Annotated in this window: 26 protein-coding genes; 16 read left to right on the forward strand and 10 right to left on the reverse strand. The window is 66.8% G+C overall.

Features of this window, described 5'->3' with window-relative positions; all coding sequences use genetic code 11:
* Nucleotides 1–7 precede the first annotated feature (7 nt).
* The 13 genes from AC3FKH_RS10265 (at nucleotide 8) to alaC (ending at nucleotide 12,151) form a co-directional block, all read left to right on the forward strand.
* Nucleotides 8–1,531 carry a UxaA family hydrolase gene (locus AC3FKH_RS10265; RefSeq protein WP_488675197.1) on the forward strand — a complete coding sequence of 508 codons (1,524 nt, stop codon included), beginning with the start codon at nucleotides 8–10 and terminating at the stop codon, nucleotides 1,529–1,531.
* Between the two features lie 42 nt (nucleotides 1,532–1,573).
* A complete protein-coding gene (locus AC3FKH_RS10270) occupies nucleotides 1,574–3,049 on the forward strand; it encodes an NAD-dependent succinate-semialdehyde dehydrogenase (RefSeq protein WP_488675199.1) in 1,476 nt (491 codons plus the stop codon).
* 36 nt (nucleotides 3,050–3,085) lie between these two features.
* Complete coding sequence (hpaI, locus tag AC3FKH_RS10275; RefSeq protein ID WP_488675201.1) at nucleotides 3,086–3,892, forward strand: 4-hydroxy-2-oxoheptanedioate aldolase; 807 nt, start codon at nucleotides 3,086–3,088, stop codon at nucleotides 3,890–3,892.
* Nucleotides 3,893–3,974: 82 nt separating this feature from the next.
* Nucleotides 3,975–5,378 (forward strand): FAD-binding oxidoreductase, encoded by a 1,404-nt coding sequence (locus tag AC3FKH_RS10280; protein WP_488675626.1) that lies wholly within the window; start codon nucleotides 3,975–3,977, stop codon nucleotides 5,376–5,378.
* A 129-nt stretch (nucleotides 5,379–5,507) separates the two neighbouring features.
* Nucleotides 5,508–6,581 (forward strand): MBL fold metallo-hydrolase, encoded by a 1,074-nt coding sequence (locus tag AC3FKH_RS10285; RefSeq protein ID WP_488675203.1) that lies wholly within the window; start codon nucleotides 5,508–5,510, stop codon nucleotides 6,579–6,581.
* A 102-nt stretch (nucleotides 6,582–6,683) separates the two neighbouring features.
* Nucleotides 6,684–7,373, forward strand: coding sequence for a PadR family transcriptional regulator (locus AC3FKH_RS10290; RefSeq protein WP_488675205.1), 690 nt, complete (start codon nucleotides 6,684–6,686; stop codon nucleotides 7,371–7,373).
* A 63-nt stretch (nucleotides 7,374–7,436) separates the two neighbouring features.
* The gene (locus AC3FKH_RS10295; protein ID WP_488675628.1) at nucleotides 7,437–8,270 is read left to right on the forward strand and encodes a siderophore-interacting protein; all 834 of its coding nucleotides are present in this window, start codon (nucleotides 7,437–7,439) and stop codon (nucleotides 8,268–8,270) included.
* 53 nt (nucleotides 8,271–8,323) lie between these two features.
* On the forward strand, nucleotides 8,324–8,728 hold the full coding sequence (locus tag AC3FKH_RS10300; protein ID WP_488675207.1) for a hypothetical protein: 405 nt from the start codon (nucleotides 8,324–8,326) through the stop codon (nucleotides 8,726–8,728).
* 154 nt (nucleotides 8,729–8,882) lie between these two features.
* On the forward strand, nucleotides 8,883–9,116 hold the full coding sequence (locus AC3FKH_RS10305) for a type II toxin-antitoxin system Phd/YefM family antitoxin (protein ID WP_488675209.1): 234 nt from the start codon (nucleotides 8,883–8,885) through the stop codon (nucleotides 9,114–9,116).
* On the forward strand, nucleotides 9,113–9,508 hold the full coding sequence (locus AC3FKH_RS10310; protein WP_488675211.1) for a type II toxin-antitoxin system VapC family toxin: 396 nt from the start codon (nucleotides 9,113–9,115) through the stop codon (nucleotides 9,506–9,508). The genes AC3FKH_RS10305 and AC3FKH_RS10310 overlap by 4 nt, the downstream gene beginning before the upstream one ends.
* 101 nt (nucleotides 9,509–9,609) lie before the next feature.
* Complete coding sequence (locus AC3FKH_RS10315) at nucleotides 9,610–10,113, forward strand: helix-turn-helix transcriptional regulator (RefSeq protein WP_488675213.1); 504 nt, start codon at nucleotides 9,610–9,612, stop codon at nucleotides 10,111–10,113.
* Complete coding sequence (locus AC3FKH_RS10320; protein ID WP_488675215.1) at nucleotides 10,104–10,769, forward strand: nucleotidyl transferase AbiEii/AbiGii toxin family protein; 666 nt, start codon at nucleotides 10,104–10,106, stop codon at nucleotides 10,767–10,769. The genes AC3FKH_RS10315 and AC3FKH_RS10320 overlap by 10 nt, the downstream gene beginning before the upstream one ends.
* A gap of 131 nt (nucleotides 10,770–10,900) precedes the next feature.
* Complete coding sequence (gene alaC, locus AC3FKH_RS10325) at nucleotides 10,901–12,151, forward strand: alanine transaminase (protein ID WP_488675217.1); 1,251 nt, start codon at nucleotides 10,901–10,903, stop codon at nucleotides 12,149–12,151.
* A 57-nt stretch (nucleotides 12,152–12,208) separates the two neighbouring features.
* Here the strand turns inward: alaC and AC3FKH_RS10330 are convergent, their stop codons facing one another.
* The 5 genes from AC3FKH_RS10330 to AC3FKH_RS10350 form a co-directional block, all read right to left on the reverse strand.
* The gene (locus AC3FKH_RS10330; RefSeq protein ID WP_488675219.1) at nucleotides 12,209–13,339 is read right to left on the reverse strand and encodes an enoyl-CoA hydratase/isomerase family protein; all 1,131 of its coding nucleotides are present in this window, start codon (nucleotides 13,337–13,339) and stop codon (nucleotides 12,209–12,211) included.
* A gap of 9 nt (nucleotides 13,340–13,348) precedes the next feature.
* Nucleotides 13,349–14,119: an enoyl-CoA hydratase gene (locus tag AC3FKH_RS10335; RefSeq protein ID WP_488675221.1), complete on the reverse strand. Its 771-nt coding sequence runs from the start codon at nucleotides 14,117–14,119 to the stop codon at nucleotides 13,349–13,351.
* A 12-nt stretch (nucleotides 14,120–14,131) separates the two neighbouring features.
* A complete protein-coding gene (mmsB, locus tag AC3FKH_RS10340; protein ID WP_488675223.1) occupies nucleotides 14,132–15,025 on the reverse strand; it encodes a 3-hydroxyisobutyrate dehydrogenase in 894 nt (297 codons plus the stop codon).
* 45 nt (nucleotides 15,026–15,070) lie between these two features.
* Entirely contained in the window at nucleotides 15,071–16,594 is a 1,524-nt protein-coding gene (locus AC3FKH_RS10345) for a CoA-acylating methylmalonate-semialdehyde dehydrogenase (RefSeq protein ID WP_488675224.1), read from the reverse strand.
* Nucleotides 16,595–16,657: 63 nt separating this feature from the next.
* Complete coding sequence (locus tag AC3FKH_RS10350) at nucleotides 16,658–17,791, reverse strand: acyl-CoA dehydrogenase family protein (protein ID WP_488675226.1); 1,134 nt, start codon at nucleotides 17,789–17,791, stop codon at nucleotides 16,658–16,660.
* A gap of 167 nt (nucleotides 17,792–17,958) precedes the next feature.
* Here AC3FKH_RS10350 and AC3FKH_RS10355 point away from each other — a divergent pair, with 167 nt between their 5' ends.
* Complete coding sequence (locus AC3FKH_RS10355) at nucleotides 17,959–18,975, forward strand: AraC family transcriptional regulator (protein ID WP_488675629.1); 1,017 nt, start codon at nucleotides 17,959–17,961, stop codon at nucleotides 18,973–18,975.
* A gap of 22 nt (nucleotides 18,976–18,997) precedes the next feature.
* On the opposite strand, the gene AC3FKH_RS10360 is transcribed toward AC3FKH_RS10355, so the two are convergent.
* The 5 genes from AC3FKH_RS10360 to AC3FKH_RS10380 form a co-directional block, all read right to left on the reverse strand.
* The gene (locus tag AC3FKH_RS10360; protein ID WP_488675228.1) at nucleotides 18,998–20,206 is read right to left on the reverse strand and encodes a GGDEF domain-containing protein; all 1,209 of its coding nucleotides are present in this window, start codon (nucleotides 20,204–20,206) and stop codon (nucleotides 18,998–19,000) included.
* A 72-nt stretch (nucleotides 20,207–20,278) separates the two neighbouring features.
* On the reverse strand, nucleotides 20,279–20,431 hold the full coding sequence (locus AC3FKH_RS10365; RefSeq protein ID WP_483734308.1) for a hypothetical protein: 153 nt from the start codon (nucleotides 20,429–20,431) through the stop codon (nucleotides 20,279–20,281).
* 128 nt (nucleotides 20,432–20,559) lie between these two features.
* On the reverse strand, nucleotides 20,560–21,375 hold the full coding sequence (locus AC3FKH_RS10370; RefSeq protein ID WP_488675230.1) for a class I SAM-dependent methyltransferase: 816 nt from the start codon (nucleotides 21,373–21,375) through the stop codon (nucleotides 20,560–20,562).
* 97 nt (nucleotides 21,376–21,472) lie between these two features.
* Nucleotides 21,473–21,847 (reverse strand): cupredoxin domain-containing protein, encoded by a 375-nt coding sequence (locus tag AC3FKH_RS10375; RefSeq protein ID WP_488675232.1) that lies wholly within the window; start codon nucleotides 21,845–21,847, stop codon nucleotides 21,473–21,475.
* A 24-nt stretch (nucleotides 21,848–21,871) separates the two neighbouring features.
* Nucleotides 21,872–22,759 carry a metallophosphoesterase family protein gene (locus AC3FKH_RS10380; protein ID WP_488675234.1) on the reverse strand — a complete coding sequence of 296 codons (888 nt, stop codon included), beginning with the start codon at nucleotides 22,757–22,759 and terminating at the stop codon, nucleotides 21,872–21,874.
* Nucleotides 22,760–22,948: 189 nt separating this feature from the next.
* Here AC3FKH_RS10380 and AC3FKH_RS10385 point away from each other — a divergent pair, with 189 nt between their 5' ends.
* A complete protein-coding gene (locus AC3FKH_RS10385; protein WP_488675236.1) occupies nucleotides 22,949–23,572 on the forward strand; it encodes an RNA polymerase sigma factor in 624 nt (207 codons plus the stop codon).
* Nucleotides 23,559–24,356: an anti-sigma factor family protein gene (locus AC3FKH_RS10390; RefSeq protein WP_488675237.1), complete on the forward strand. Its 798-nt coding sequence runs from the start codon at nucleotides 23,559–23,561 to the stop codon at nucleotides 24,354–24,356. Before AC3FKH_RS10385 ends, AC3FKH_RS10390 begins: the two co-directional genes overlap by 14 nt.
* Nucleotides 24,357–24,366 lie beyond the last annotated feature (10 nt).

The raw sequence follows: 24,366 nt of genomic DNA on the forward strand, positions 1-24,366 counted from the left end.
TTGCCAAGTGAAAACGAATCCCGTCATCCGGCTGCACGCGAACGACAACGTCCTGATTGCCCGAGGCGAACTGGCGCTGGGGCAGCAGTTGTCCGACCCGGCACTGCGCGTGCGCGCGCAAGTCCCGGCTGGCCACAAGATCGCTGCGCGCGCCATTGCCGCCGGCACGCCGGTGCGCAAGTACGACACCGTGATCGGCGTTGCGGCGCGCGACATTGCGGCCGGCGACCACGTGCATTCGCACAACCTGAAGCTGGTGGACTTCTACCGCGATCCTGGCTTTTGCCAGGACGTCCGTGCAATCGACTACGTGCCCGAAGCGGAGCGGGCCACGTTCATGGGCTTCGTGCGCCGGGATGGCCGTGTCGGCACGCGCAACTTCATCGGCATCCTGTCGTCGGTGAACTGCTCGTCGACGGTGATCCGGCAGATCGCCGCGCATTTCACGCCGGAGCGGCTGGCGGCCTATCCAAACGTCGATGGTGTGGTGGCCTTTGCGCAGACCAGCGGCTGCGGCATGTCGTCGCCAAGCGAGCATTTCGACGTGCTGCGCCGGACGCTGGCCGGCTATGCGCGGCATCCGAACCTGGCTGGCGTGCTGATCGTGGGGCTGGGCTGCGAGCGCAACCAGGTGGCCGGGCTGGTGGAATCGCAAGGGCTGGAACCGGGCGCCGCAATGCAGACGCTGGTCATGCAGGACACCGGCGGCACGCGCGAGACCATCCAGGCCGGCATCCGCGCCGTGGAATCGATGCTGCCGGCCGCGAACCAGGCGGTGCGCCAGCGCGTGCCTGCCAGCCACCTGAAGATCGGGCTGGAATGCGGCGGCTCGGATGGTTTTTCCGGCATCAGCGCGAATCCCGCGCTGGGCGCGGCCATGGATATCCTGGTGCGCCACGGCGGCACCGCGATCCTGTCGGAGACGCCGGAGATCCACGGTGTCGAATTCATGCTGACGCGCCGCGCGGTGACGCCGGAAGTCGGCCAGAAGCTGCTCGACCGCCTTGCATGGTGGGAGCGCTACACCGCCGGGCACAACGCGCAGTTCAACGGCGTGGTCGGCCACGGCAACCAGCAGGGCGGCCTGGCGAACATCTTCGAGAAGTCGCTCGGGTCGGCCATGAAGGGCGGCACCACGCCTTTGCAGGCGGTGTATGAATATGCCGAGCCGATCGACCAGGCTGGCTTCGTTTTCATGGACTCGCCCGGCTACGATCCGGTGGCCGTGACAGGCCAGATTGCGAGCGGTGCCAACCTGATCTGCTTCACAACGGGCCGAGGCTCGATGTTCGGCTCCAAGCCGGCGCCAACCATTAAGCTCGCGTCGAACTCGCCCATGTACACCCGCCTGCAGGAGGACATGGATATCAACTGCGGGCTTGTGGTCGACGGCGTGCTGACGATCGAGCAAATGGGGCAGCGCATTTTCGAACATATCCTGCAGGCCGCGTCCGGGCAGCCGACCAAAAGCGAGCTGCTTGGGCTGGGCGACAACGAGTTCGTGCCCTGGCACATGGGCATCGTCAGCTGACCGCTGTATCCGCCGTTGTTTTGCACCTTTTACGCATCTTCCATGTCCCTGACGCTTGCCAATACCGCGCTGCTGCGCAGCCAGAACTTCATCAACCAGCAATGGCGCGATGCCGGGCAGGGCGCCCGCTTTGCAGTCACCAATCCGGCCACGGGCGAGGTGTTTGCCCATGTGCCTGACAGCGACGATGACGACGCGGGCCGTGCAGCGGCTGCTGCCGCCGAAGCGTTCCCCGCCTGGAGCGGCCGCCCGGCGCGCGAGCGCGCGCAACTGATCAAGCGCTGGCACGCGCTGATCCTGGCGAACCAGGAAGACCTCGCGCGCATCATCTCGACCGAGCAGGGCAAGCCGTTGAAGGAAGCGCTTGGCGAGGTGCTGTACGGCGCGTCCTACGTCGAGTGGTTTGCCGAAGAGGCCACGCGCATCTGCGGCGATATCGTCGCGGAGGCCGTGCCGGGCCGCAAGCTGCTGGTGCTCAAGGAACCGGTGGGCGTAGTGGCGGCCATCACGCCGTGGAATTTCCCGCTGGCGATGATCGCCCGCAAGATCGCGCCGGCGCTGGCCGCCGGCTGCACGGTGGTGGCCAAGCCCGCCGAGGACACGCCGCTGACCGCGCTCGCGCTGGTCTGGCTGGCGGAACAGGCCGGCCTGCCGGCGGGCGTGCTCAATATCGTCACGGCGTCGCGCGACAGCACGCCGGCCGTGGTCGATGCGTGGCTGGCCGACAGCCGCGTGCGCAAGATCACGTTCACGGGCTCCACGCCGGTGGGCAAGCATCTCGCCCGCGAATCGGCCGGCACCCTCAAGAAGCTGTCGCTGGAACTCGGCGGCAATGCGCCGTTCATTGTGTTCGAGGATGCCGACCTCGACGCCGCGGTCGATGGCCTGATGGCCTCCAAGTTCCGCAATGGCGGGCAGACCTGCGTATGCCCGAACCGTGTCTACGTGCACGACACGGTGCATGACGACTTTGTCGAACGGCTCGCACGCCGCGTGGGCGCGTTGCACGTCGGGCCGGCCACGGATGAGAACGCGCAGATCGGGCCGATGATCAATGCGCGCGCGGTCGACAAGATCGCGCGGCACGTTGAAGACGCGGTGGCCAAGGGGGCGCGCGTGGTGACGGGCGGACGCCGTGTGCGCACGGCTGACGGCCCGCACTACTATGCGCCGACCGTGCTGGTCGACGCCACGCCCGAGATGGAGCTGTCCCGCGAAGAAACCTTCGGCCCGGTGGCGCCGGTCTTCCGGTTCCACGACGAAGCCGAGGTGATCCGTGACGCGAACGACACGCCGTTCGGGCTGGCCGCGTACTTCTACTCGAACGATGTGCGCCGCATCTGGCGCGTTGCACAGGCGCTGGAGACCGGCATGGTCGGCATCAACGAAGGCGCAATCGCCGCAGAGGCCGCGCCGTTTGGCGGTGTCAAAGAGTCCGGCTACGGGCGCGAAGGCTCCCGCCACGGGCTGGACGACTACCTGCATACCAAGTACCTTTGCCAGGGCCAACTCGGCTGAGCGGCAACCCCCAAGTACCCCGGATACAGAACAACCATGCCCGCACACAACCCGTTCAAGGCCGCGCTGGCGGCCCGCCAGGCGCAGATCGGCCTCTGGCTTTCGATGGCTACGCCCTACCTGGCCGAGGTGTCGGCCACCGCCGGTTTCGACTGGCTGCTGATCGATGGCGAACACGCGCCGAACGACCTGCGCTCGACCCTGCAGGCGCTCCAGGTCGTTGCACCGTATGCGTCGCAGCCGGTGGTACGCGCGGTGGCGGGCGAGGTCGCGCTGATCAAGCAGCTGCTCGATATCGGCGCGAAGACCCTGCTGGTGCCGATGGTCGATACGGCCGAGCAGGCGCGCATGATGGTCAGTGCAACGCGCTACCCGCCACAAGGCATCCGCGGCGTGGGCAGTGCGGTGGGGCGCGCATCGCGGTGGAGCAGCCGCACTGACTACCTGGACGTGGCCGATGACGAGGTCTGCCTGCTAGTGCAGGCGGAAACCGTGACGGCGCTGAAGAACCTTGAGGAAATCTGCACCGTGGACGGCGTGGACGGTGTGTTCATCGGCCCGGCGGATCTGGCGGCGTCGATGGGCTATCGTGGCAAGCCGGGACATCCCGAAGTGCAGGCCGCGATCGAAGGCGCGATGCGGACCATCATTGCCAGCGGCAAGGCCGCCGGCACGCTGACTTCCGACCCGGCGCTGGCGCGCCGCTACCTGGAGCTCGGCTGCACCTTCGTGGCAACCGGCGTCGACGTGACCATGTACGCCAACGCGGCGCGGCGCCTGGCGGCAGAATTCAAGCCGCAGCAGGCCGGCAGCACGGTTGCCGCACCTTCCGCCGCGTATTGAAAAACGACCCTCGAATTCCCATCGCAACATGCCAGTCGAAGCCCAAGCCCAAGCCGCGAATCCGGAAACCACCCTGCGCGCAATGCAGGCCATAGTCGGCGAGAGCGCCTGCCTGAGCGGCGACGCCGACATGCAGCCCTTCGTCACCGACTACCGCGGTATCTACCATGGCAAGGCGCAGGTGGTGGTGCTGCCTGCGTCGACGGAAGAAGTCAGCCAGGTCATGCAGTGGTGCTATGCCAACCACGTGCCGGTTGTGCCGCAAGGCGGCAATACGTCGCTGATGGGCGGCGCGGTCCCAGACGGCACGGGCGCGGCCGTGGTCATCAACCTGCGGCGCATGAACCGCGTGCTGGCGATCGACACGATCAACGACACAATGACCGTGCAGGCTGGTGTCACGTTGAGCGGGGCGCGCAGCGCGGCGCAAGCGGAGCAACGCCTGTTCCCGCTGCGAATCGGTTCGGAAGGCTCGTGCCAGATCGGCGGCAACCTGTCCACCAATGCCGGCGGCACCGCGGTGCTGCGCTACGGCAACATGCGCGACCTGGTGCTCGGCATCGAGGCCGTGCTGCCGGACGGACGCATCTACTCGCAGCTGCGCGGCTTGCGCAAGGACAACACCGGCTATGACCTCAAGCACCTGTTCATCGGTGCGGAAGGTACGCTCGGCATCATCACCGGCGCGGTGCTCAAGCTGATGCCGCAGCCGCGCAGTGCGGCGGTGGCATTTGTTGCGGTACAGAGCCCAGCGGCGGCCGTGCAATTGCTTGGCGAGGCCAAGCGCTTGTCCGGGCAAGCCGTGACCGCGTTCGAGCTGATCTCGCGCCCGGCGCTGGAACTGGTGCTCGAGTACCTGGGCAACGTCCCCTCGCCGCTGCCCGCGATGCACGACTGGATGGTGCTGATCGAACTGACGTCAGGCACCGATGCGGAAAGCCTGAGTGCTACGTTGATGGAGGTCCTGGAGTCGGGCTTCGAGCAAGGGCTGGTGCTGGACGCCGCCGTCGCGGCCAGCCTGTCCGATGCGCAGAACTTCTGGCGCATCCGCGAAGAGATTTCGGACGCGCAGACCCGTACGGGCGGCAGTATCAAGTGCGATGTCTCGGTGCCGCTGTCGCGTATCGCGGCCTTTGTCGAAGAGGCGTCCGCGCAGGTGCTGGCGCTGGAGCCGTCGGCCCGCATGGTGATCTACGGGCATATGGGCGACGGCAACGTCCACTTCAATCCGCTGCGTCCGAAGGATCAGCCGGCGAAGGAATTTCTGGCCCAGTGGTATGCGCGCATCTCCGGCCTGGTCGACGCCATGGCGCATGCCGAGAACGGCTCGATCTCGGCCGAGCACGGCATCGGCGTGGTCAAGCGCGATGACCTCACGCAGTTCAAGTCCACCGTGGAGATCGAACTGATGTGGCAGGTGAAGCAGGCACTGGACCCGCGCAACCTGCTCAATCCGGGCAAGGTACTGCCGGCGCAACGTCAGTAACCCCCTGAATCGGGGCGTGACACGAATGGTCCAACTCGGCTAAGGTGTCTGCTGGACAAGAGACCCGGGGGCTGGCCGCAGCGGCTGTCACCCGGGCGCACAGCCCGACACTGACAAGGCCGAGAAAGCATGAGCCAGCACGCCCCTACCACGCAGTCTCCTCTCGAAAAACCCACCCTCGACTATCCCTGCGGCGACGCGCCCGCGCCGGGCCACGCGCATGAAGTCGCGCCCGGCGTACGCTGGCTGCGCATGCCGATGCCGCTGGGCCTGAACCACATCAACCTCTGGGCCATCCGCGACGGCGCGGGCTGGGCGGCCGTGGATTCCGGCCTGCAGACGCCCGAGACCGCGGCAGCGTGGCGGACGCTGTTCGCCGATGGCGGCGCGCTGGCCGGCGGCGGCCTGTCGCGACTGTTCGTCACACACATGCATCCGGACCACATTGGCATGGCCGGCTGGCTCACGCGCAAGTTTGGCTGCCGGCTCTGGATGACGTCGATGGAATACCTGATGTGCCGCGTACTGGCCGCGGATACCGGCCGCGCCGCGCCGCAGGAGGGCGTCGAATTCTACCGGCAGGCCGGGTGGACCGAGGACGACATCGAAGTCTACCGGGCCCGGTTTGGCGGCTTCGGCAAGTATGTGCACGCGCTGCCCGAGAGCTTCCAGCGCCTGACGGATGGCGACGTGCTGCGCATCGGCGAGCACGAATGGCGCGTGGTCGTCGGCAAGGGGCATTCCCCCGAACATGCCTGCCTGTACTGCCCGGTGCTGAAGTTGCTGATCTCCGGCGACCAGGTTCTGCCGCGCATTTCGTCCAATGTCTCGGTGTTTCCGACCGAACCCGAAGCCGACCCGATGGGTGACTGGCTGGACTCGCTCGACAAGGTCCGGCGCGAGGTGCCGGACGACGTGCTGGTCCTGCCCGCGCACAACGAGCCGTTCCGTGGCCTGCACGCCCGCCTGGACTACCTGTCGCGCAGCCAGCATCAGGCGCTGGACCGTCTGCGTGATGCACTGTCGACGCCGCGGCGTGCCATCGACGTATTCGGTCAGCTGTTCTCCCGCCCCATCGACAGCCCGGGCCTGCTCAGCATGGCGACGGGCGAGAGCATCGCGCACCTGAACTATCTGATGCACCGGGGCGAGGCGATCCGGGAGACCGGGCAAGACGGGTTCCACTGGTACCGGATGAAGTAGCTGTACCGCAAGTCTCCGCCGCATCCGGCGGGCTGCGGAAGTTGACTTCGTCGTCTCCGCTATATATCTTAAGATATGTTTTAAGATATATCGGAGGCGTTCGTGCGACATTCATTTGCTTCATTCGACCATCCCGGCTTGGGTCATCGCCTCGGCATGCGTCTTTCTCATCATTTCCTGCGCCATGCGATCGGCCGGCATTCACATGGCGGCGGATCTTGGGGCGGGCAAGGTAACGGCGACGGGTTTGAAGGTCCCGGTGACTTTGACGGCGAGGGCTGGCGGCGTGGCCGCAAATTCAGCGCCGAAGACCTGCAGTTGCTGCTGCTCTCCTTGCTGGAGGAAAAGCCCAGCCACGGCTATGAGCTGATCAAGGCGCTGGAAACGCGCACCAGCGGCTTCTACAAGCCAAGCCCCGGCATGGTTTATCCGGCGCTGACCTATCTGGAAGAAGTCAGCTACGCCACGGTGGACACCGAGGGCAACAAGAAGCGCTACCACCTTTCCGATGCCGGCCGGACTTACCTTGCCGCCAACAAGGTCCGGCTCGACCTGATGCTGGGCCGCCTGCGCCATGCCGCGCGCAAAATGGACTGGATTCGTCGCGCCATGGCCGGCGAGCCGCAAGTGGAGCCGGAGCAGGGCGGCTGGGCTCCCGAGTTTGTCCAGGCTCGTGTAGCGCTCAAGCGCGCGCTGGCGCTGCGCAGCGATGCCTCGCCCGACGAGCAACGGCGCATCGCGGCCATCCTCGCGCAGGCCACGGCGGACATCGAAGCTGGCCCCAAGCGCTGAACCGTGGCGTTGACCTTCGCGTCCGCCGTGGGCGCTGCGAGCGCCCGTCACCCGAGGAATTCCATGACGACACCGACAGAAGCCACTCATTCCACCCGCGACCTCACCGTGCAGCGGGTGCGCCATCCGCTGAAGATGCGGATGCTCCAGGTCGTGCGTACGCGACTTGTTTCCCCGCAATTGCTGCGCGTGACCCTGCACGGCCCCGATCTTGCCGACTTTGTCTCGGCCTCGTTTGACGATCATGTGAAGGTCTTCTTCCCCCAAGGCGGCGCCGACAAGCCGGCAATGCCGGAGGTCGGGCCCAATGGTCCGGTTTTTGCCGAAGGCAAGCCACGGCCGCCCGCGCGCGACTACACGCCGCGCCGCTACGATCCGGCTGCGCAGGAACTGGATATCGAATTCGTTTTGCATGGCGATGGGCCCGCCTCGACTTGGGCCGCCGAGGCGCAGCCGGGACAGTACCTTGGCGTAGGCGGTCCGCGCGGCTCCTTCGTGGTCCCCACGGAGTTCGACTGGCACCTGCTGGTTGGCGATGAAACCGCTTTGCCAGCCATCGGGCGCCGGCTGGAGGAACTGGGAGCGAATACCCGCGCGCTGGTGGTCGTGGAAGTGCCCGACGCAGCGGCCGAAATTCCCCTTCCGAGCGCCGCCAAGGTGGAGGTCCACTGGCTGCACCGGGGCAACGGGCCCGAGGGCAGCTTGCTGGAACCGGCGCTGCGCAAGATCGGGCTGCCGCATGGCGAAGGTTATGTCTGGGCGGCCGGGGAGTCTGCCGCAATCAAGGCAGTTCGCCAGCATCTTGTGGCCGAGCGTGGCATCGCGAAAACGCGCATCCGCGCTTCGAGCTACTGGAAGCGCGGCGCGGCGGCCGTGCATGAGACCCTCGAAGACTGACCTGCGCCCGGATGGCCTAAGATGACGGCAACGCAACTTGCAAGGAGGCTGCTGTGCCGAACATCCCCTCGGGCTGGAAAAGGATTCAAGCTGCCGCGGCGGCAGGCGTCGCCCTGACGCTGGCCGCCTGCGCACCGGACTCTGTCCGCAACATCGAGGCCAAGGGTTTCAATGCCTACCTGGATTCGCTGAAGACGGCCTGTCCCAATATGGTCATCGGCACCAACAACATCAGCGAGTGGCTGCGCAACAGCGGCAGCACAGGGGACGACGACTACGTCTACTGGCTGGACCAGACCTCGCGCCTGTACTACAGGCGGATCAGTCCGGCGCAGTACCGCACTTCGGTCGGCGGGACGCTGGGTGCTGGCAAGGCGGACACGCGGGCGCTGGACTGCATCATCCAGCACTTGCCGGCGGATCGGCCGAGCAGTCCGCCGGGTGGCAAGTTGCTGTAACAAGGCGGTAAGCCGCCCGGCATCTCACACACGGGCCGATTTGCAGGGGTCTTTCCGATTGCAAGACTGATCTCAGCCTCATGTCGTAAAATGACTATTCAATATAGTCATTTAGGGTGCGATGATGCGTTCGAAGAAGACTCGAGGGCTTACCATGCAAGGCATCCAGGTTTCCAAAACGGAGTTCAAGGCCAAGGCGCTGGAATACTTTCGGCAAATCGAGCAGTCTGGTGAGCACGTGGTCGTGACGGACCACGGCAAGCCTGCGCTGGTAATAAGTCCCTTTCGCGGCCTTGACCGGGACCCACTGGAAATCCTGTCCGGCACGGTCGTCCGCTATGACAACCCGACGGACCCGATCGACGTGGAATGGGAGGCGGGCCAGTGATCGTGCTGGACACGCATGCCCTGGTCTGGTGGGCGAGTGGAAGCGCAGAGCTGAGTGCCAAGGCGAAGGCGGCGATCGACCGCGAATGTCGGGAAGGGCAAATCGTCGTTTCGGCGATTTCGGCATGGGAGATCGCGATGCTGGTGGAACGCGAGAAGCTCGTGCTGTCCATGGACGTGGAGATCTGGCTGGACACGGTGGCGGATATTGACGCGGTCTGCTTCTTTCCGGTGGACGTCGATATCTCGATCAAGTCGGTCCAGTTGCCGGGAGCGTTCCACAAGGATCCGGCGGACCGCATGATCGTCGCTACAGCGCGCAAGTTGGCGGCCCCTCTTGTCACTCGAGATGAGAAGATCCGCGCCTACAAACATGTCAGGACTATTTGGTAGCGGCGCAAAACTGCATCATTCGGCCTTGCGGGGACGGCTTGAGAGAGTTATGGGTCTTTTTGTCGTCTATACTTGACAGGCAAGACTGTCGGACCCGAACCATGAATCCTGCAACATTTGGAACCACCATCCAGCGCAAGCGCTCGGAACTCGGCTTGACCCAGCAGCAGCTGGCCGACATGGCGCAGCTGTCGCGCCAGTCGCTCAATGGCATCGAGCACGGCACGGTCAATGCGACGCTGGACACGCTAGGTCGGCTTCTGGATGTGCTGGGCCTGTCGCTGGACATTTCGGATCCCGAGCAACTCCGCAAAGCCAGGGGCGCGCCGACGCGCGCACTCTGGATGGCGGCGAAGAGCGCCAATGTCAGTTACGCGGGCGAACTCACCCCCGATGAACTGGAGCGCGCCTTGGCAACGGGCGAGATTCCAGCCGAGCATCGGCCCCAGCTTGCGCAGGTACTCGATGAAGCGCCGCTGCAGCTGGTCACCAAAGTGGTAGCGGAAGTGGCTGCCCGGCAGCATCGCAAACCGGCGGAGATCTGGAAGAATCTTCGGACGCTGGCACAAGGCCTGACGGCAACGCGGGGTGGCTTGTGGGCGTAAAGGTTGCCTTGCGTGGCGACGTCTGGGAAACGCTGTTTCCGCACGCGTTCACCTTGATGGACGAAGTGCGCCGGCATGGCGGCATCGAGCCGTTCTGGACGTTTGGCGGCGGCACCGTGCTGATGCTTCGGTACGGCCACCGCTTTTCGCGCGATATCGATCTCTTTGTTCCTGACCCGCAGTACTTGGGCTATGTCACCCCTCGTTTGAGCGAGGCTGCGGAGACGATCACGGCGGACTATGTCGAGCAAGGCAACTTCGTCAAACTCGTGCTCGATGCCGGCGAGATTGATATCGTGGCATCGCCGAATCTGACCGCGAGTCCTTTCGAAGTCTGGGAAATCATGGGACAGCCCGTGAGGGTGGAGACCGCCGCGGAAATCGTTGCCAAGAAGCTCTACCATCGCGGTGACCGGGCCACCGCGCGCGATCTCTTCGATCTGGCCGTTGTGGTTGAGCGTGATCTGCAGGCGCTTTCACATGCCGCGCCGTATCTGCTGCGCCATGCAGAGGCATTCCTCGCGCAAGTCTCGGCGGGTGTGCCGATCATGAGAGAGCAGTTCGCCAGCATCCAGAGGACCGGCTTCAGCCGGAGTTTTGATGAATGCGTACGGGTGGCCAGCGATTTCCTCAATGGTCTAAACGCGAAGTGCTAGCGGACGTGCATCGGCGCCGTTCCCCCGTTGTGCAATCCCCGCATCCCCGCTAACATGGTCCCCCGGCAGCCGAGACAGCGGTTGCCGACGTCGCTCGGACGGTTCCGGGCGCTTACGTAAAGGACACCTTCATGACTGCCAGCTCTGGCAAGCGCCGCTTTGCGCGCATCGATCGCCTTCCCCCGTACGTTTTCAATATCACCGCCGAGTTGAAGATGGCCGCCCGCCGCCGTGGCGAGGACATCATCGACATGAGCATGGGCAACCCGGACGGGGCCACGCCGCCGCATATCGTCGCCAAGCTGGTAGAGGCCGCGCAACGGCCGGACACGCATGGCTATTCCACGTCGAAGGGCATTCCGCGCCTGCGCCGCGCGATTTCGCACTGGTACCGCGAACGCTATGACGTGGAGATCGATCCGGATACCGAAGCCATCGTCACCATCGGCTCCAAGGAAGGCCTGGCGCACCTGATGCTGGCCACCCTCGATCGCGGCGACTCCGTGCTGGTGCCCGACCCGAGCTACCCGATCCATATCTATGGCGCGGTGATTGCCGGCGCCGATATCCGTTCCGTGCCGCTGGTGCCGGGCGTCGATTTCTTCGCGGAGCTGGAGCGCACCATCCGCGGCAGCTATCCGAAGCCGAAGATGATCGTGCTTGGCTTCCCTTCGAACCCGACCGCGCAGTGCGTGGAGCTGGATTTCTTCGAGCGCGTGATCGCACTCGCGCGCAAGCACGATATCTTCGTTGTCCACGACCTGGCCTATGCCGACATTGTCTTCGACGGCTGGAAGGCGCCGTCGATCATGCAGGTGCCGGGCGCGAAGGATATTGCCGTGGAGTTCTTCACGCTGTCCAAGAGCTACAACATGGCGGGCTGGCGCATTGGCTTCATGGTCGGCAACCCTGACCTGGTGGCCGCGCTCACGCGCATCAAGAGTTATCACGACTACGGCACCTTCACGCCGGTGCAGGTGGCGGCGATTGCCGCGCTGGAGGGCGACCAGGAATGCGTGAAGGAAATTGCCGCGCACTACCAGTCGCGTCGCGACGTGCTGGCGAAAGGGCTGATCGAATCGGGCTGGCCGGTGGATATCCCGAAGGCGTCGATGTATATCTGGGCGCGCATCCCGGAGCCATACCGTTCGCTGGGTTCGCTGGAGTTCGCCAAGCAGCTGCTGGCCAAGGCGAAAGTCTCGGTCTCGCCGGGCATTGGCTTCGGCGACTATGGCGATGAATACGTGCGCTTCGCGCTGATCGAGAACGAAGCCCGCATCCGGCAGGCCGTGCGCGGCATCAAGGCGATGTTCCGTGCGGATGGGCTGATCAAGGTGCCAGTCGCCGAGCCCGCGGACGGGCACGGCAAGCACAAGGCCTGAGGGCAGGAAGCTGGCCTGCGTGGTAACGGCGCAGGCCTTCCGGATCGGGCACGGGCCTCAGCGCAGCTTGTGCAGCGGATCATCACCCGGTTGCCACCAGCGCGCGAACAGCACCTCCACCGCACTCCGGTCGACGGCGTCGTAGCTGCTCACACGCCAGTTGGGCGCGTTGTCCTTGTCTACGATCAGCGCTCGCACGCCCTCGATGAAATCTCCACGGGTGAACGACTGCACCACCACCGCCAGTTCCATGCGGAAGCAGTCGGCCAGGTCGAGCCGGCGGCCGCGCAGCAGTAGTTCTCGCGTGGCGCACGCGGCTAGGGGGGAGCGCTTGCGCAAGATGTCCGCCGTGCGCGCGGCCCACTCGGCGTAGCGTGGATCTTCCTGGCAGGCCAGGCCGGCGATGATCTCGGGGAGCGCTGCATCAGCCGGGAAATGCCGCATCAGGGCCGGCAGCACGTCAAGCAGCGGCGCGTCCGCCGCGCTGCAGATCGGCTCGCGTACCAGCGTGCGGCGCAGGTCGTCCAGTGGCTGGCCACTCCAGCGAACAGTTCGCAGCGTTTCTTCGAGGCCGGCCAGCGTCACGCTATTGATAGCGGCGTCCGCGAGCCCGCACAGCAAGGCATCTTCGGCGCCTATGGTTACACCCGTCAGCCCGAGATAGAGCGCCAGCTGGACCGGCATCTTCGACAGGAAATGGCTTGCGCCGACATCCGGCACGAGCCCGATGCCAGTTTCCGGCATGGCCACGCGCGAGCGTTCGGTGACGATGCGCAGGTGCGCCGCCTGCGACAGGCCCATGCCGCCGCCCATGACGATGCCATCCATCAGCGCCACCACCGGCTTGGGATAGCGGTGCAGGCGGTAGTCGAGCTGGTACTCGTCGATGAAGAACTGGCGCTGCAGCGGCGTGCCGTCGCGATGGCTGTCATACAGCGCGCGGATATCGCCGCCCGCGCAAAACGCCTTGGGCCCGGCGCCGCGCAGTACCACGGCTTCGATCTCGTCTTGTGCGGCCCACGCATCGAGCTGCGCGGCCAGCATCGTGACCATCGGATAGGACAGCGCATTGAGCTGGCGTGGCCGGTTCAGCGTGACCAGGCCGACGCGGTTGATGAGCTCGAACAGGACTTCGGGCTCAGCGTCGATGGCGGAGTTGGCAGCGGTGCTTTCTGGTGTCAATCGCATGATCGCCTCCTAGCCATTGCGCCATTGCGGCGTGCGTTTCTGCAGGAAGGCATTGACGCCTTCACGCTGGTCTTCGCCGTCGAACAGGTCGACAAAGCGCTCGCGTTCCAGCGCGAGTGCGGCCTGGCGCGGCACGCCCTGGCGCGCGAGATGTACGAGCTGCTTGCTGTAGGCCGCCGCGCGCGGGCTCACGGCGCATGCGCGTTCGGCCATGGCCAGCGCGGCGTCCAGCGACTTGCCGCGTGGCACCACTTCTTCCACCAGCCCGATGCGCAGCGCCGTTGGAGCATCCACGCGCTCATTGGTGAGGATCATGCGCTTGGCCCAGCCTTCGCCGACCAGCCAGGTCAGGGTTTGCGTGCCGCAGCCGCAGGGCAACAGGCCCACGGCTGCCTCGGGCAAGGCCATCTGCGCCTGCTCTTCGGCAATGCGCACATCGCAGGCGAGCGCGCATTCGAGCCCGCCGCCCATGGCGTAGCCATTGATCGCGCCGATCACGAGCGGCCGCGCATTCTGCAGTGCTTCGAACGCCGCGCCGAAGCGCTGCGCCATCACGCGTGCATGAGCGCGGTCGCCTTCGGCGAAGCCATTGAGGTCCGCACCGGCACTGAAGAAGCGGTCGCCGCTGCCGGTGATGACGACGGCGCGGACCTCCGGATCGGCGTCAATCTTCGCGACAACATCCTGCAGCTGCAGTAGTCCCTCGGCAGTGAAGGCATTGGCCGGTGGGCGGCTGAGCGTGAGTCGGGCGATGTGCCCGTCCAGGGAGAATTCGATCATGAGTTGTCTCGGTCAGGTCCCGGTTTTGGGCTGGTATTGCCGGATCACCCCGGAGAAATCGAGCTGGCCGTCGCCGGCCTGGCTCATGGCCTGATAGAGCTGCTGCGCGAGTGTGCCGAGGAACAGTGGCTGCTTGACGCTGCGCGCTGCATCGGCCGCCAGGCCCAGGTCCTTGAGCATCAACTCCGCGCCAAAGCCGCCCGTGTAGCCGCGCGACGACGGGGCGGTCTCGATCACGCCGGGATACGGGTTATAGGTGTCCGACGACCAGCAACGGCCCGTCGAGGTATTGACGATACCCGCCAGCACGTTGGCGTCGATGCCCAGCCGCACGCCGAGCGCCATGGCCTCCGACACGCCGATCATCGAGATCCCGAGGATCAGGTTGTTGCAGATCTTCGCGACCTGTCCTGTGCCGGTGTCGCCGCAATGAACCAGGTTGCGGCCCATATTGGCGAGCACAGGCTTGACCTGCTCGAACAGCGCCGGCGTCGCGCCGACCATGAAGGTCAGCGTGCCGGCCTGCGCGCCACCGGTGCCGCCAGACACCGGCGCATCGGCCAGCGCATTGCCATGCGCGGCGGCTGCAGCGGCCAGTTCGCGCACAGTGGCCGGGTCGATGGTGCTGGAATCGACCAGCGGCACGCCGCGGCGCACGCCCGCCAGCACGCCTTCCTCACCAAGATAGGCCGTGCGGACATGTGCGGCCGCGGGCAGCATGGTGATGACGAAGTCGGCCTCCGCCACCGCCTTGCGGGCGGAGTCGGCCGCTGCCGCGCCATCGGCGCGCAGCGATGCCACGGTAGCTGCGTTCAGGTCGAACACGGTCAGCGCGTGGCCGGCCTTGAGCAGGTTGCGCGCCATGGGGGCGCCCATGTTGCCGAGGCCGATGAAGGCGATATGCATGTCGGGTCTCCTGGATAGTGTCGGGCGGGTCGGTGCGTAGCGCGCTTATTTCAGGCTGATGGTCGTGTTCACGCCGTCATTGACCGTGGCATCGTCGAACCAGCGCGCCGTCACGGTCTTGGTCTGGGTGTAGAACTGCACCACCTGCTTGCCATACGGGCCCAGATCGCCGAGCTTGGAGCCGCGCGAGCCGGTGAAACTGAAGTAGGGGACAGGCACCGGAATGGGAATGTTGATGCCAACCTGGCCGACATCGATCTCGCTCTGGAACTTGCGCGCCGCCGCGCCGCTCTGCGTGAACACGCCGGTGCCATTGCCAAACGGGTTGCGGTTGACCAGTGCAATGGCCTCGTCCAGCGTCTCCACGCCAATGACCACCAGCACCGGGCCGAAGATCTCATTGGTGTAGACCGACATGTCGGTCGTGACATCCGTGAAGATCGTCGGGCCGATGAAATTGCCTTGCGGGTAGCCCGGCACGTCGACGTTGCGGCCGTCCAGCGCCAGCGTGGCGCCTTCCTTCTCGCCGGAGGCGATCAGGCCGAGGATGCGCTCCTTGGCCGCGACCGAAACCACCGGACCGACATCGGTACCCGCTTCCGCGCCAGCGCCGACCTTGAGCGTCTTTGCCTTGGCCACGAGTTCGGGCACCCATTCGCGCGCGGCGCCCACCAGCACGATGACCGAGGTCGCCATGCAGCGCTGGCCGGCAGCGCCAAAGCCCGCGCCCGCCAGGGCGTTCAAGGTTTGCTCCTTGTGCGCGTCAGGCAGCACCACGGCATGGTTCTTGGCGCCCATCATCGATTGCACGCGCTTGCCATGCGCACCAGCCAGGTTGTAGACATGGGTGCCGACCGCGGTCGAGCCGACGAACGAAACGGCCTTGATATCGGGGTGCGTGCACAGCGCGTCGACGACCTCCTTGGCACCTTGCACCACGTTCAGCACACCCGGCGGTACGCCGGCTTCCACGGCCAGCTTGACCAGTTCCATGGTCGACAGCGGGTCCTGCTCCGACGGCTTGAGCACGAAGGTATTGCCGCAGACGATGGCCATCGGGAACATCCACAGCGGGATCATGGCCGGGAAGTTGAACGGCGTGATGCCGGCGCACACGCCGATTGGCTGCTGCAACGTATAGGTATCGACCGTGGCCGCCACGTTCTCGGCAAAGCCGCCTTGCTGCAGCGTGCCGATCGAACACGCGTGCTCCACCACTTCCAGGCCGCGGAAGATGTCGCCTTCCGCATCGGCCAGTGTCTTGCCCTGTTCGGCCGTGAGGATGGCGGCGATGCGCTTGCTGTGTTCGCGGATGAGTGCCTGGTAGCGCAGCATGATGCGCAGCCGCGCGCCGATCGGCGTATGGCGCCAGGTGGCAAACGCGCGGTGGGCCGAATCCACCGCCGCGGCGACTTCGCTGGCCGTGGCCAGCGGCACGCGGGCCAGGACCTCCTGCGTGGCGGGGTTGACCACATTGCGGAAATCCGTGGCGGATGACTCCACCCACTCGCCGTTGATCAGCAGCGGGACGGTCGGAACGGCGTTGGCGGTCTGGGGCAGTGCACTCATGATGTCTCCGGTCGGTTCTGGATGGGGATGCAAGTCAGGCGGATTTGATAGGTCAAGCCGGTGCTACAGGCTGCGCGCGATCAGCATGCGCTGGATCTCGCTGGTGCCTTCGTAGATCTGCGTGATGCGCGCGTCGCGGTAGTGGCGCTCGACGGGGTAGTCCTCCAGGTAGCCGTAGCCGCCGTGGATCTGCAGCGCCTTGGAGCACACGCGTTCGGCCAGTTCGGAGGCATAGAGCTTGGCCTGCGACGCTTCCGACAGGCACGGCAGCCCTTGCGTGCGCATGCGCGCGGCGCGATGCACGAGCAGGCGCGCGGCGTTGAGTTCGGTGGCCATGTCGGCCAGCATGTTGGCGATGGGCGGGTGTTCGCGCAGCGGCCGTCCGAACTGCACGCGCTCCGACGCATAGCGGCACGCGGCCTCGAACGCCGAACGGGCGATGCCGATGGCCTGCGCGGCAATGCCGATGCGGCCGCCTTCGAGGTTGGACAGGGCGATGCGCAAGCCCTCGCCGGGCTCGCCGAGCAGCGCGTCGTGCGGCACTTCGCAATCTTCCAGCGTGATGGCGCAGGTATCCGAGGCTCGGATGCCCAGCTTCTTCTCGGGTGCGTGGACGATAAAGCCTGGCGTGTCCGTCGGCACCAGGAAGGCCGAGATGCCCTTCTTGCCGCGTTCCGGCTCGGTGGAGGCGAACACCACCGCCACGCCGGCGCGCTGGCCGTTGGTGACGAACTGCTTGCTGCCGTTCAGCACCCAGCCGCGCTCCGTGGGTTGGGCGCGCGTGCGCAGGTTGTGGGCCTCGGAGCCCGCCTGCGGCTCGGTCAGGCAGAAGGCGCCGATGATTTCGCCGCTGGCCAGGCGCGGCAGGTAGCGCTGTTTCTGCGCGTCAGTGCCGTAGTGCAGCACCGGACCGCAGCCGACCGAGTTGTGCACGCTCATCAGCGTGGCGCACGCGGCGCAGCCGGCGGCGATTTCCTCGATGGCCAGCGCATAGGCCACGTAGTCGGTATAGGTGCCGCCCCATTCCTCCGGCACGATCATGCCGAGCAGGCCGAGCGCGCCCATGTCGGCGACCACGTCTGCGGGCAGCTTTCCTGCGCGGTCCCACTCGGCGGCGCCCGCGGCGAGCCGCTCGCTGGCAAAGGTGCGCGCGCTGTCGCGGATCATGGTTTGCTCTTCGGTGTAGTCGCTGTGCATGGCTGGGGCGCGGCTGGCGCGATTGAGGGGTCTTTGGCGGTCTTCGTATCGAACAGGCGCAGTGTAGAAACCGCAAGCCGGCGCTCCTATGCCAAAATCCGCCATTCTTTGTGAACTCGAAAGCCATCCGCCCGGTGCCCAGCGGCTATCCGGAGCGTGGCCGCACCATGGAAAAAGGCAGCGTCGCGATTTGCTTTGTCCACCACGCCATCTCGGGGCTGCAGGCCCGCGGGCTGGATCCCGAGCCGGTGCTGCGCAGCGCCGGCATCGCCCCTGCGCTGCTGGCGGTGCCGCAGGCGCGGGTCTCCACGGCGAGCTACAGCGACCTGTGGATGGCCGTGGCCGCCGCGCTCGACGATGAATTCTTCGGCCAGGATTCGCGCAGCATGAAGTGCGGCAGCTTTGCCATGCTGTGCCACGCGGTGGCGGGCAGCCGCACCTTTGCCCAGGCCCTGGAGCGCGTGGCGCGCTATTTTGGCCTGCTGCTCGATGACCTGGGCGTGCGGCTGGACCGGCACGAAGACCGCGCGGCGCTGGTACTCACCGCGCCGTCGGCGGCGCAGGGCCGGCTGCCCGGCGTGTTCGCGCAGGAAACCATGCTGATCATGCTGCAGGGCCTGATGAGCTGGCTGCTGCACCGTCGCGTGCCGATCCTGCTGGCGTCCTTTTCCTATCCGGAGCCGCCGTATGGCGCGGAATACCGGGTCATGTACTCGCGCCAGACGGCATTCGACCAGCCCGCGACGGCATTGGTATTCGACGCAGGACTGCTCGACCAGCCTGTGCGTCAGGACGAGCGCAGCCTGAAGTCATTCCTGCGCGACGCGCCGCATAACGTGGTCGTGAAATATTCGGACCGCAGCAGCGTGGCCGCGCGCGTGCGGCGCCAGTTGCGCAACCAGCGCCCGGAGCAGTGGCCGACCTTCGAGGCGCTGGCACTGAGCCTGAATCTCTCGGCGTCATCGCTGCGCCGGCGCCTGATGGACGAAGGCGCGAGCTACCAGGAACTCAAGGACCAGCTCCGGCGCGACCTGGCGATCGACGCGCTCAGCCGTACCAGCAAGCCTGTGGCCGATATTGCCGCGGAACTGGGTTTTGCCGAGCCCGGCGCCTTTCATCGCGCGTTCCGGCGCTGGACCGGCTCGCGGCCCGGTGCGTATCGCGGCACGGCAGGCGAGGGCTGAGTCCCGTCCGTTGCTATCCCGCTCAGGCTGGCAGTGCTTCGCGCACCGGGGTAGCCATCCCTGAGCCTGTCTGCCGATCGTCATGCGCCACGATGCGGTTGCGGCCTTCCAGCTTGGCCCGATACAGCGCCGCATCCGCGCGCGCGCACAGCTGCGCCAGCGACTCGCCAGGGCGCAGGGCGGCGACACCGCCGCTGATCGTGTAGCGCACCATGGCGCCGTGATCCCCGATCTGTACAGCATGCTGTTCCGCGCCAGTGCGGATGCGCTCCGCAATGGGCAGTGCATCGGCGAGGCGCGTGGCGGCCAGCAGCACGGCGAACTCCTCGCCGCCCAGCCGGCCCACGCGGTCGGCGGCGCGCACCTGTGCCGCGGCCAGCCCGGCGAATCCGCGCAGCACGGCATCGCCGGCGGCATGGCCGTAGGTATCGTTGACGGTCTTGAAGCGGTCGATGTCGACAATGACGAGGGCAAGCGTGGCGTTGCCGTGGCCGGCTTTGGCGATCGCGCGGCCGGCCATTTCCTCCCAGGCCTTGCGCGACATGACGCCGGTGAGCCCGTCGGTGTTGGCGATGGCTTCGAGCTTGCGCACCATGGTGTCGTGGATCATCAGCACCGCGCCCATGGTCAGTGCCGGCATCACCAGCGCGCCGAGCGTCAGGAACAGCGTGTTCAGTCCCGGCGATTGCAGGCTGTACGGGTCGCCCATCAGCGAAAACGCCGACAGCAGGCCGCGCGCCGCATGTCCGGTTGCGAAGAAGAGCGCGAAGGCGGCGGTGGTCAGGTGATAGTTGCCGGCACCGCCGCGCGGCCGCCTGCGGATCAGCGTGATGCCGGTCAGCGCGCACAGCGCCGCATGAAAGGCCGAGACCGCGACCACGCGCGTGGTGAATACGTCGAAGACATAGCGCCAGGCCACCACCACGGCCATGGTGGCCAGCGTGCCCGCGGCCAGCCGGCCCCAACGCGGCTGGCCGCCGGTAAAGCGCACGCAGCCCGCATAGAACATCGCCAGTGCCCAGCAAAGCGCGGCATTGGCGAGCACGATGGACAGCAGGTCGCTGATCTGGCCACGCAGCGCGAACAGCGCCAGGGCGAGGGTGACGATCAGGTTGGCATGGCACCAGTCCGCGACGCCCGGCACGCCGCAACGGCGCAGGGACCAGACGATCGCGAGCATCATGGCGCTGAGAGCCGCGGTGATGACCAGCAGCGCGGTAGGAACGGACATCAGGCGAAATCCAGGGGCGGGATGGTCCCGCGGGGCAAAACCGCAATGATACGGAGCGCGGCCCTCGCCGTGTCAGTCGCCAGGTGGAGACGAGGGCTGGCCAGGGGAATCCGGCGGCGGATCCATGCGCAGCGCCGGGTCATGCTTGAGCCTCCAGCGCGCAGCGACCAGCAATGCGACAAGGACGGCGACCATATAGCCGCCCAGCAAGGTGATGGTTTCCATGACTGACCCCTTTAGGCGCCGGCTCTATGGCCGGTCGTGCAGGGATTATGGGAAACAGTGTCTACGGCCACATCACCTGTTTGGGGGATCCCCTGCCAAGGTGGGGGCAAGGCGTGCCGGCCTCGCCCTCAGGCGACGACGGCGACCACATGCGCCTGCATGCGGCCTTCGATGACGCCCGTACCGAAGGCCTGCGCCAGCGCCTGCTCGCAACGGTCGGTGGCGCGCTGCAATGCGTCCGGCCCGCGCGACTCCAGGTCCGGGCGCAGCGGCGTCCCCTGGCACAGGGCCACCGCCGCGATACGCGCCGATTCGGCCACGCTGGTCTGTGGCAGCGTTTCCATGGCAGGCGCCGCGAGAAAGCCGCCTTGCCGCAGGTGCCCGGCGATCTCGGCCAGCCGGTGATAGCCGTGGGGCGTGCGCGTCATGAATAGCGGGGGATCGTCCGGAAACAGCGTGGCGAGTGCCTGGCAGACGATATCGGTGAAGTGGTTGTCCTCGATGCGGTCCCACACGTTGAACAAGAGCGTGCCGCCGGGGGCCAGCACGCGTCGCGCTTCGGCGAATGCGGCGGGCTTGTCGGGAAAGAACATGACGCCGAACTGGCACGCAACCAGATCGAAACTCCCGTCATCGAACGGCAACTGCATGGCATTGGCCACCTGCCACTCGACCGGGCGGCTGGTGCCGGCGGCCCGCGCGCGTTCCAGCATGGGCGGGTTGAGGTCCGTTGCCACGATGGACGCCTGTGGCGACAGCTGCCGGGCCAGCTCGCGCGTCAGTGCGCCCGTGCCGGCCGCCATTTCCAGCACCCTGGCCGGTTGCAGGGCGGCCGCCCGGCGGGCGAGGTCCGCGGCGTACGGGGCGAAAATCATCGGCACGAGGTACCGCTCGTACAGTTCGGGAACGGCACCCGTGAACTTGTCGCTGTCGCGCTGCGGCATGGTTGTCTCCCAGCTGGGGCCGGACCGCGCTGGCCCGGCCGATTGCTTCCATGCTAGGCGGCTGACAGCCACAACGGGCGCCGCCATGGCGCGACGGTCAACTGATCTCGATTTGCCCGTTCATCGATTCATGCCCCGAGCCGCAGAAGATGTCGCACAGGAACACGTGGGACCCGGCTGCCGTGGCATGGATCGGAACCTCCACCTTCTTGCCGGGCGGCAGGTCCACGCGGATGCCAAGGTCCGGCACGCTGAAGCCCATGATGACGTCGAGCGCGGTCAGCTCGAGGATCACGGATTCATTGTTGCGCAGGGCAATCTGGTTCGGTGTAAATACAAAGCGCCGCGCGGTGACGGGGATACGCCGCGGCACGGCGGCCGACGCGGTCCAGAACGGTACCGATGCGGCCAGCGCCGCGAGCCAGGCCAGGCTGCGGCGTCGCGCGGGGCGGAAGGGCGTTTGCTCGATCATCGTTATGCTCCTTTGGGGCCGCGGTCAGGTGGCGATGGGCCGTTCTTCCAGCGCCAGGCGCCACGGTGGCTGTTGCGTGGTGACCTGGCGCCATCCCAATCCCCGGTATGGGTGTTCGGCATCCCACGGCACGGGCTGGCGCATCGGCTGCGAGGCCGGCGGCGGCAGCGGGAACATCAGCGAACGTGCGGCGTGGTGGGCAATGTGGCCGGTCTGGTGGTGGTGTTCCTGGTGGATGTGGCCGTAGAAGACCGTGACGTTGCGGTACGGATCCAGGCGCTGCAGGACGTCGGCGCCGTCGCGCGTCGCCCAGTCCCATTGCGGATACAGGTCGAACAGCGGCCGGTGCGTGAATACGACGATCGGGGCGTCGCGCTGCTGGCGGGACAGGTCCGAGGCCAGCCAGTCGAGCTGGGCCGCGCCGACGCGCCCGGCCGGATCGGAGACATTGTCGAGCACGATGAAGTGGACGCCCTGGTGGTCGAAGGTGTAGTGCGTAGGGCCAAAGAACTCCTGGAAGGCCTCGCCGCGGTCCAGGCTGGCATCGTGCTCGCCGGGCATCAGGTAGCGGGTCTTGACCTGGAGCGTGTCGATCTGCGCCTTGACTTCACGCATGCGCCGGCGCCGTTCGTCGGGGTCGTCGGTGGTATGGGTCAGGTCGCCCGTAAAGACAATGAAATCGGGCGGGGCGGGCAGTGCATTGACGGCCGCGATGGCCTTGGGCAGTGTGCCGCGCGCGTCGGGGTTCGGCGGCCCCTGGAAGCCCCAGTGCAGGTCGGAAAGCTGCACGAAGTAGAAGTCCTTGCCCGGCGCTGCCGCCCAGCCCGGCAAGGCGGACGCCAGGACGGCGCCGCCCGCGGCGGCGGCAAGGCGCAGGAAATCGCGCCGGTTCGGAACGGGGTTGGCAGGCATGGTGTTCTCCTCGGGAGTCCGGCACAAGGCCGCATGCCTGTCATACCGCGCCGGGCCCGCTTCTATTCCCGCTGGCTCGTCGGCGAGCCAACAAAGCGGGGCAACGGAATAAACTGCTACCGACGCCGGTAAACACGGCGGACGGAGGCCATTCGCGCGGACTCCGCCAGGCCTGGACTAAGGAGTGCCGTGAACGCCGCTGACGAGCGCCGCCGGTTTGCCGAGCTGGTCCTGCCGCACCTGGATGCGGCCTACAACCTTGCGCGATGGCTGAGCGGTGGCGCGGCCGAGGCGGAAGACGTGGTGCAGGAGGCGCTGCTGCGCGCCTACACCTATTTCGGCAGCTATCACGGCGACCGGCCGCGGCCGTGGCTGCTGGCGATCGTGCGCAATACCTGGTTCTCCGCCTGGAACCGCGACCGGGCCGCCCGCGATGCCGCGCCGTATGAAGACGGCATCGATGTCGCCCAGGCGTGGCCTGGCTGGCAGGACGCCGGCGAGCGCGAGCCCCTGGGCTGCCTGCTGCGCGCCGAGGATATCCGCCTGGTGCACGAGGCGCTGGCGCGCCTGCCGGCGCCGCTGCGGGAGGTGATCATCCTGCGCGAACTGGAGGACCTGTGCTACCGCGATATCGCGCAGGTTGCCGCGATCCCGATTGGCACGGTCATGTCGCGGCTGGCCCGGGCACGGCATGCGCTGGCCGCCGCGATATCGGCACTGCGCGTGGAGCGGGCCGGCGTGCCGCCGACGGAAGCGGCACGGCCGGATGGCCTGGCAGGAACGGCCGGGGAGGTGGGCAATGGACTGCAATGAGGCTCGGTGGTTGCTGCATGCCGGCGCGGACGGGGAACTCAGCCCGGCCGACCTGGCGCGGCTGGATCCGCATCTGGCGTCGTGTCCCGCCTGCGCCGGCGAGATGGCCCGTATCCGTGCCCTGCGCGACGTTGTGCGCGAAGGCGCCACCTATCATCGCGCCGACAGCGCACTGCGGGCGCGGCTGATGGCAAGCCTGCCGGCGCCGCCGCGGGAACGTTCCGGTACGACCTGGGGCAAGCTGGGCAAGTGGATTCCCTGGGGCAATCCGGCACGCCTCGGCCTGGCGCTGGCCATGGTGCTGGCGGTGGCGCTCGGCGCGGGGCAACTGGCCCGCTACCGGTACGAAGGGGACGCGGTCGCGCGCGAGATGGTGTCCAGCCACGTTAGGGCGCTGCTCTCGGGCCGGCCGCTCGACGTGGCGTCGCTGGACCAGCATACGGTCAAGCCGTGGTTCAACGGCCGGCTGGACTATGCGCCAGTCGTGCGGGACCTCTCGGCGCAAGGGTTCGTGCTGGCCGGCGGAAGGCTCGATTACCTGGATGGCCGTCCGGTGGCCGTGGTGGTCTACCGGCGCAACCAGCATCCCGTCGATGTGTTCGTCTTCCCGGAGGGCGCGGCAAGCCTGCCGCCGAAGGTATCGGGATCGCGGCAGGGCTACCAGCTCGAGAGCTGGGACGCCGACGGCATGCGGTTCCTGGCCATTACCGATGCCTCCGCCGAGGACCTGCGTGCGCTGCGGCGGGCCTGGCAGGCGGGCGCGCCCGCCGCGCCGCTGCGATAGCGGCGCGGTG

It is taken from the genome of Cupriavidus sp. 21MJTG02-4 (genome assembly GCF_057798975.1).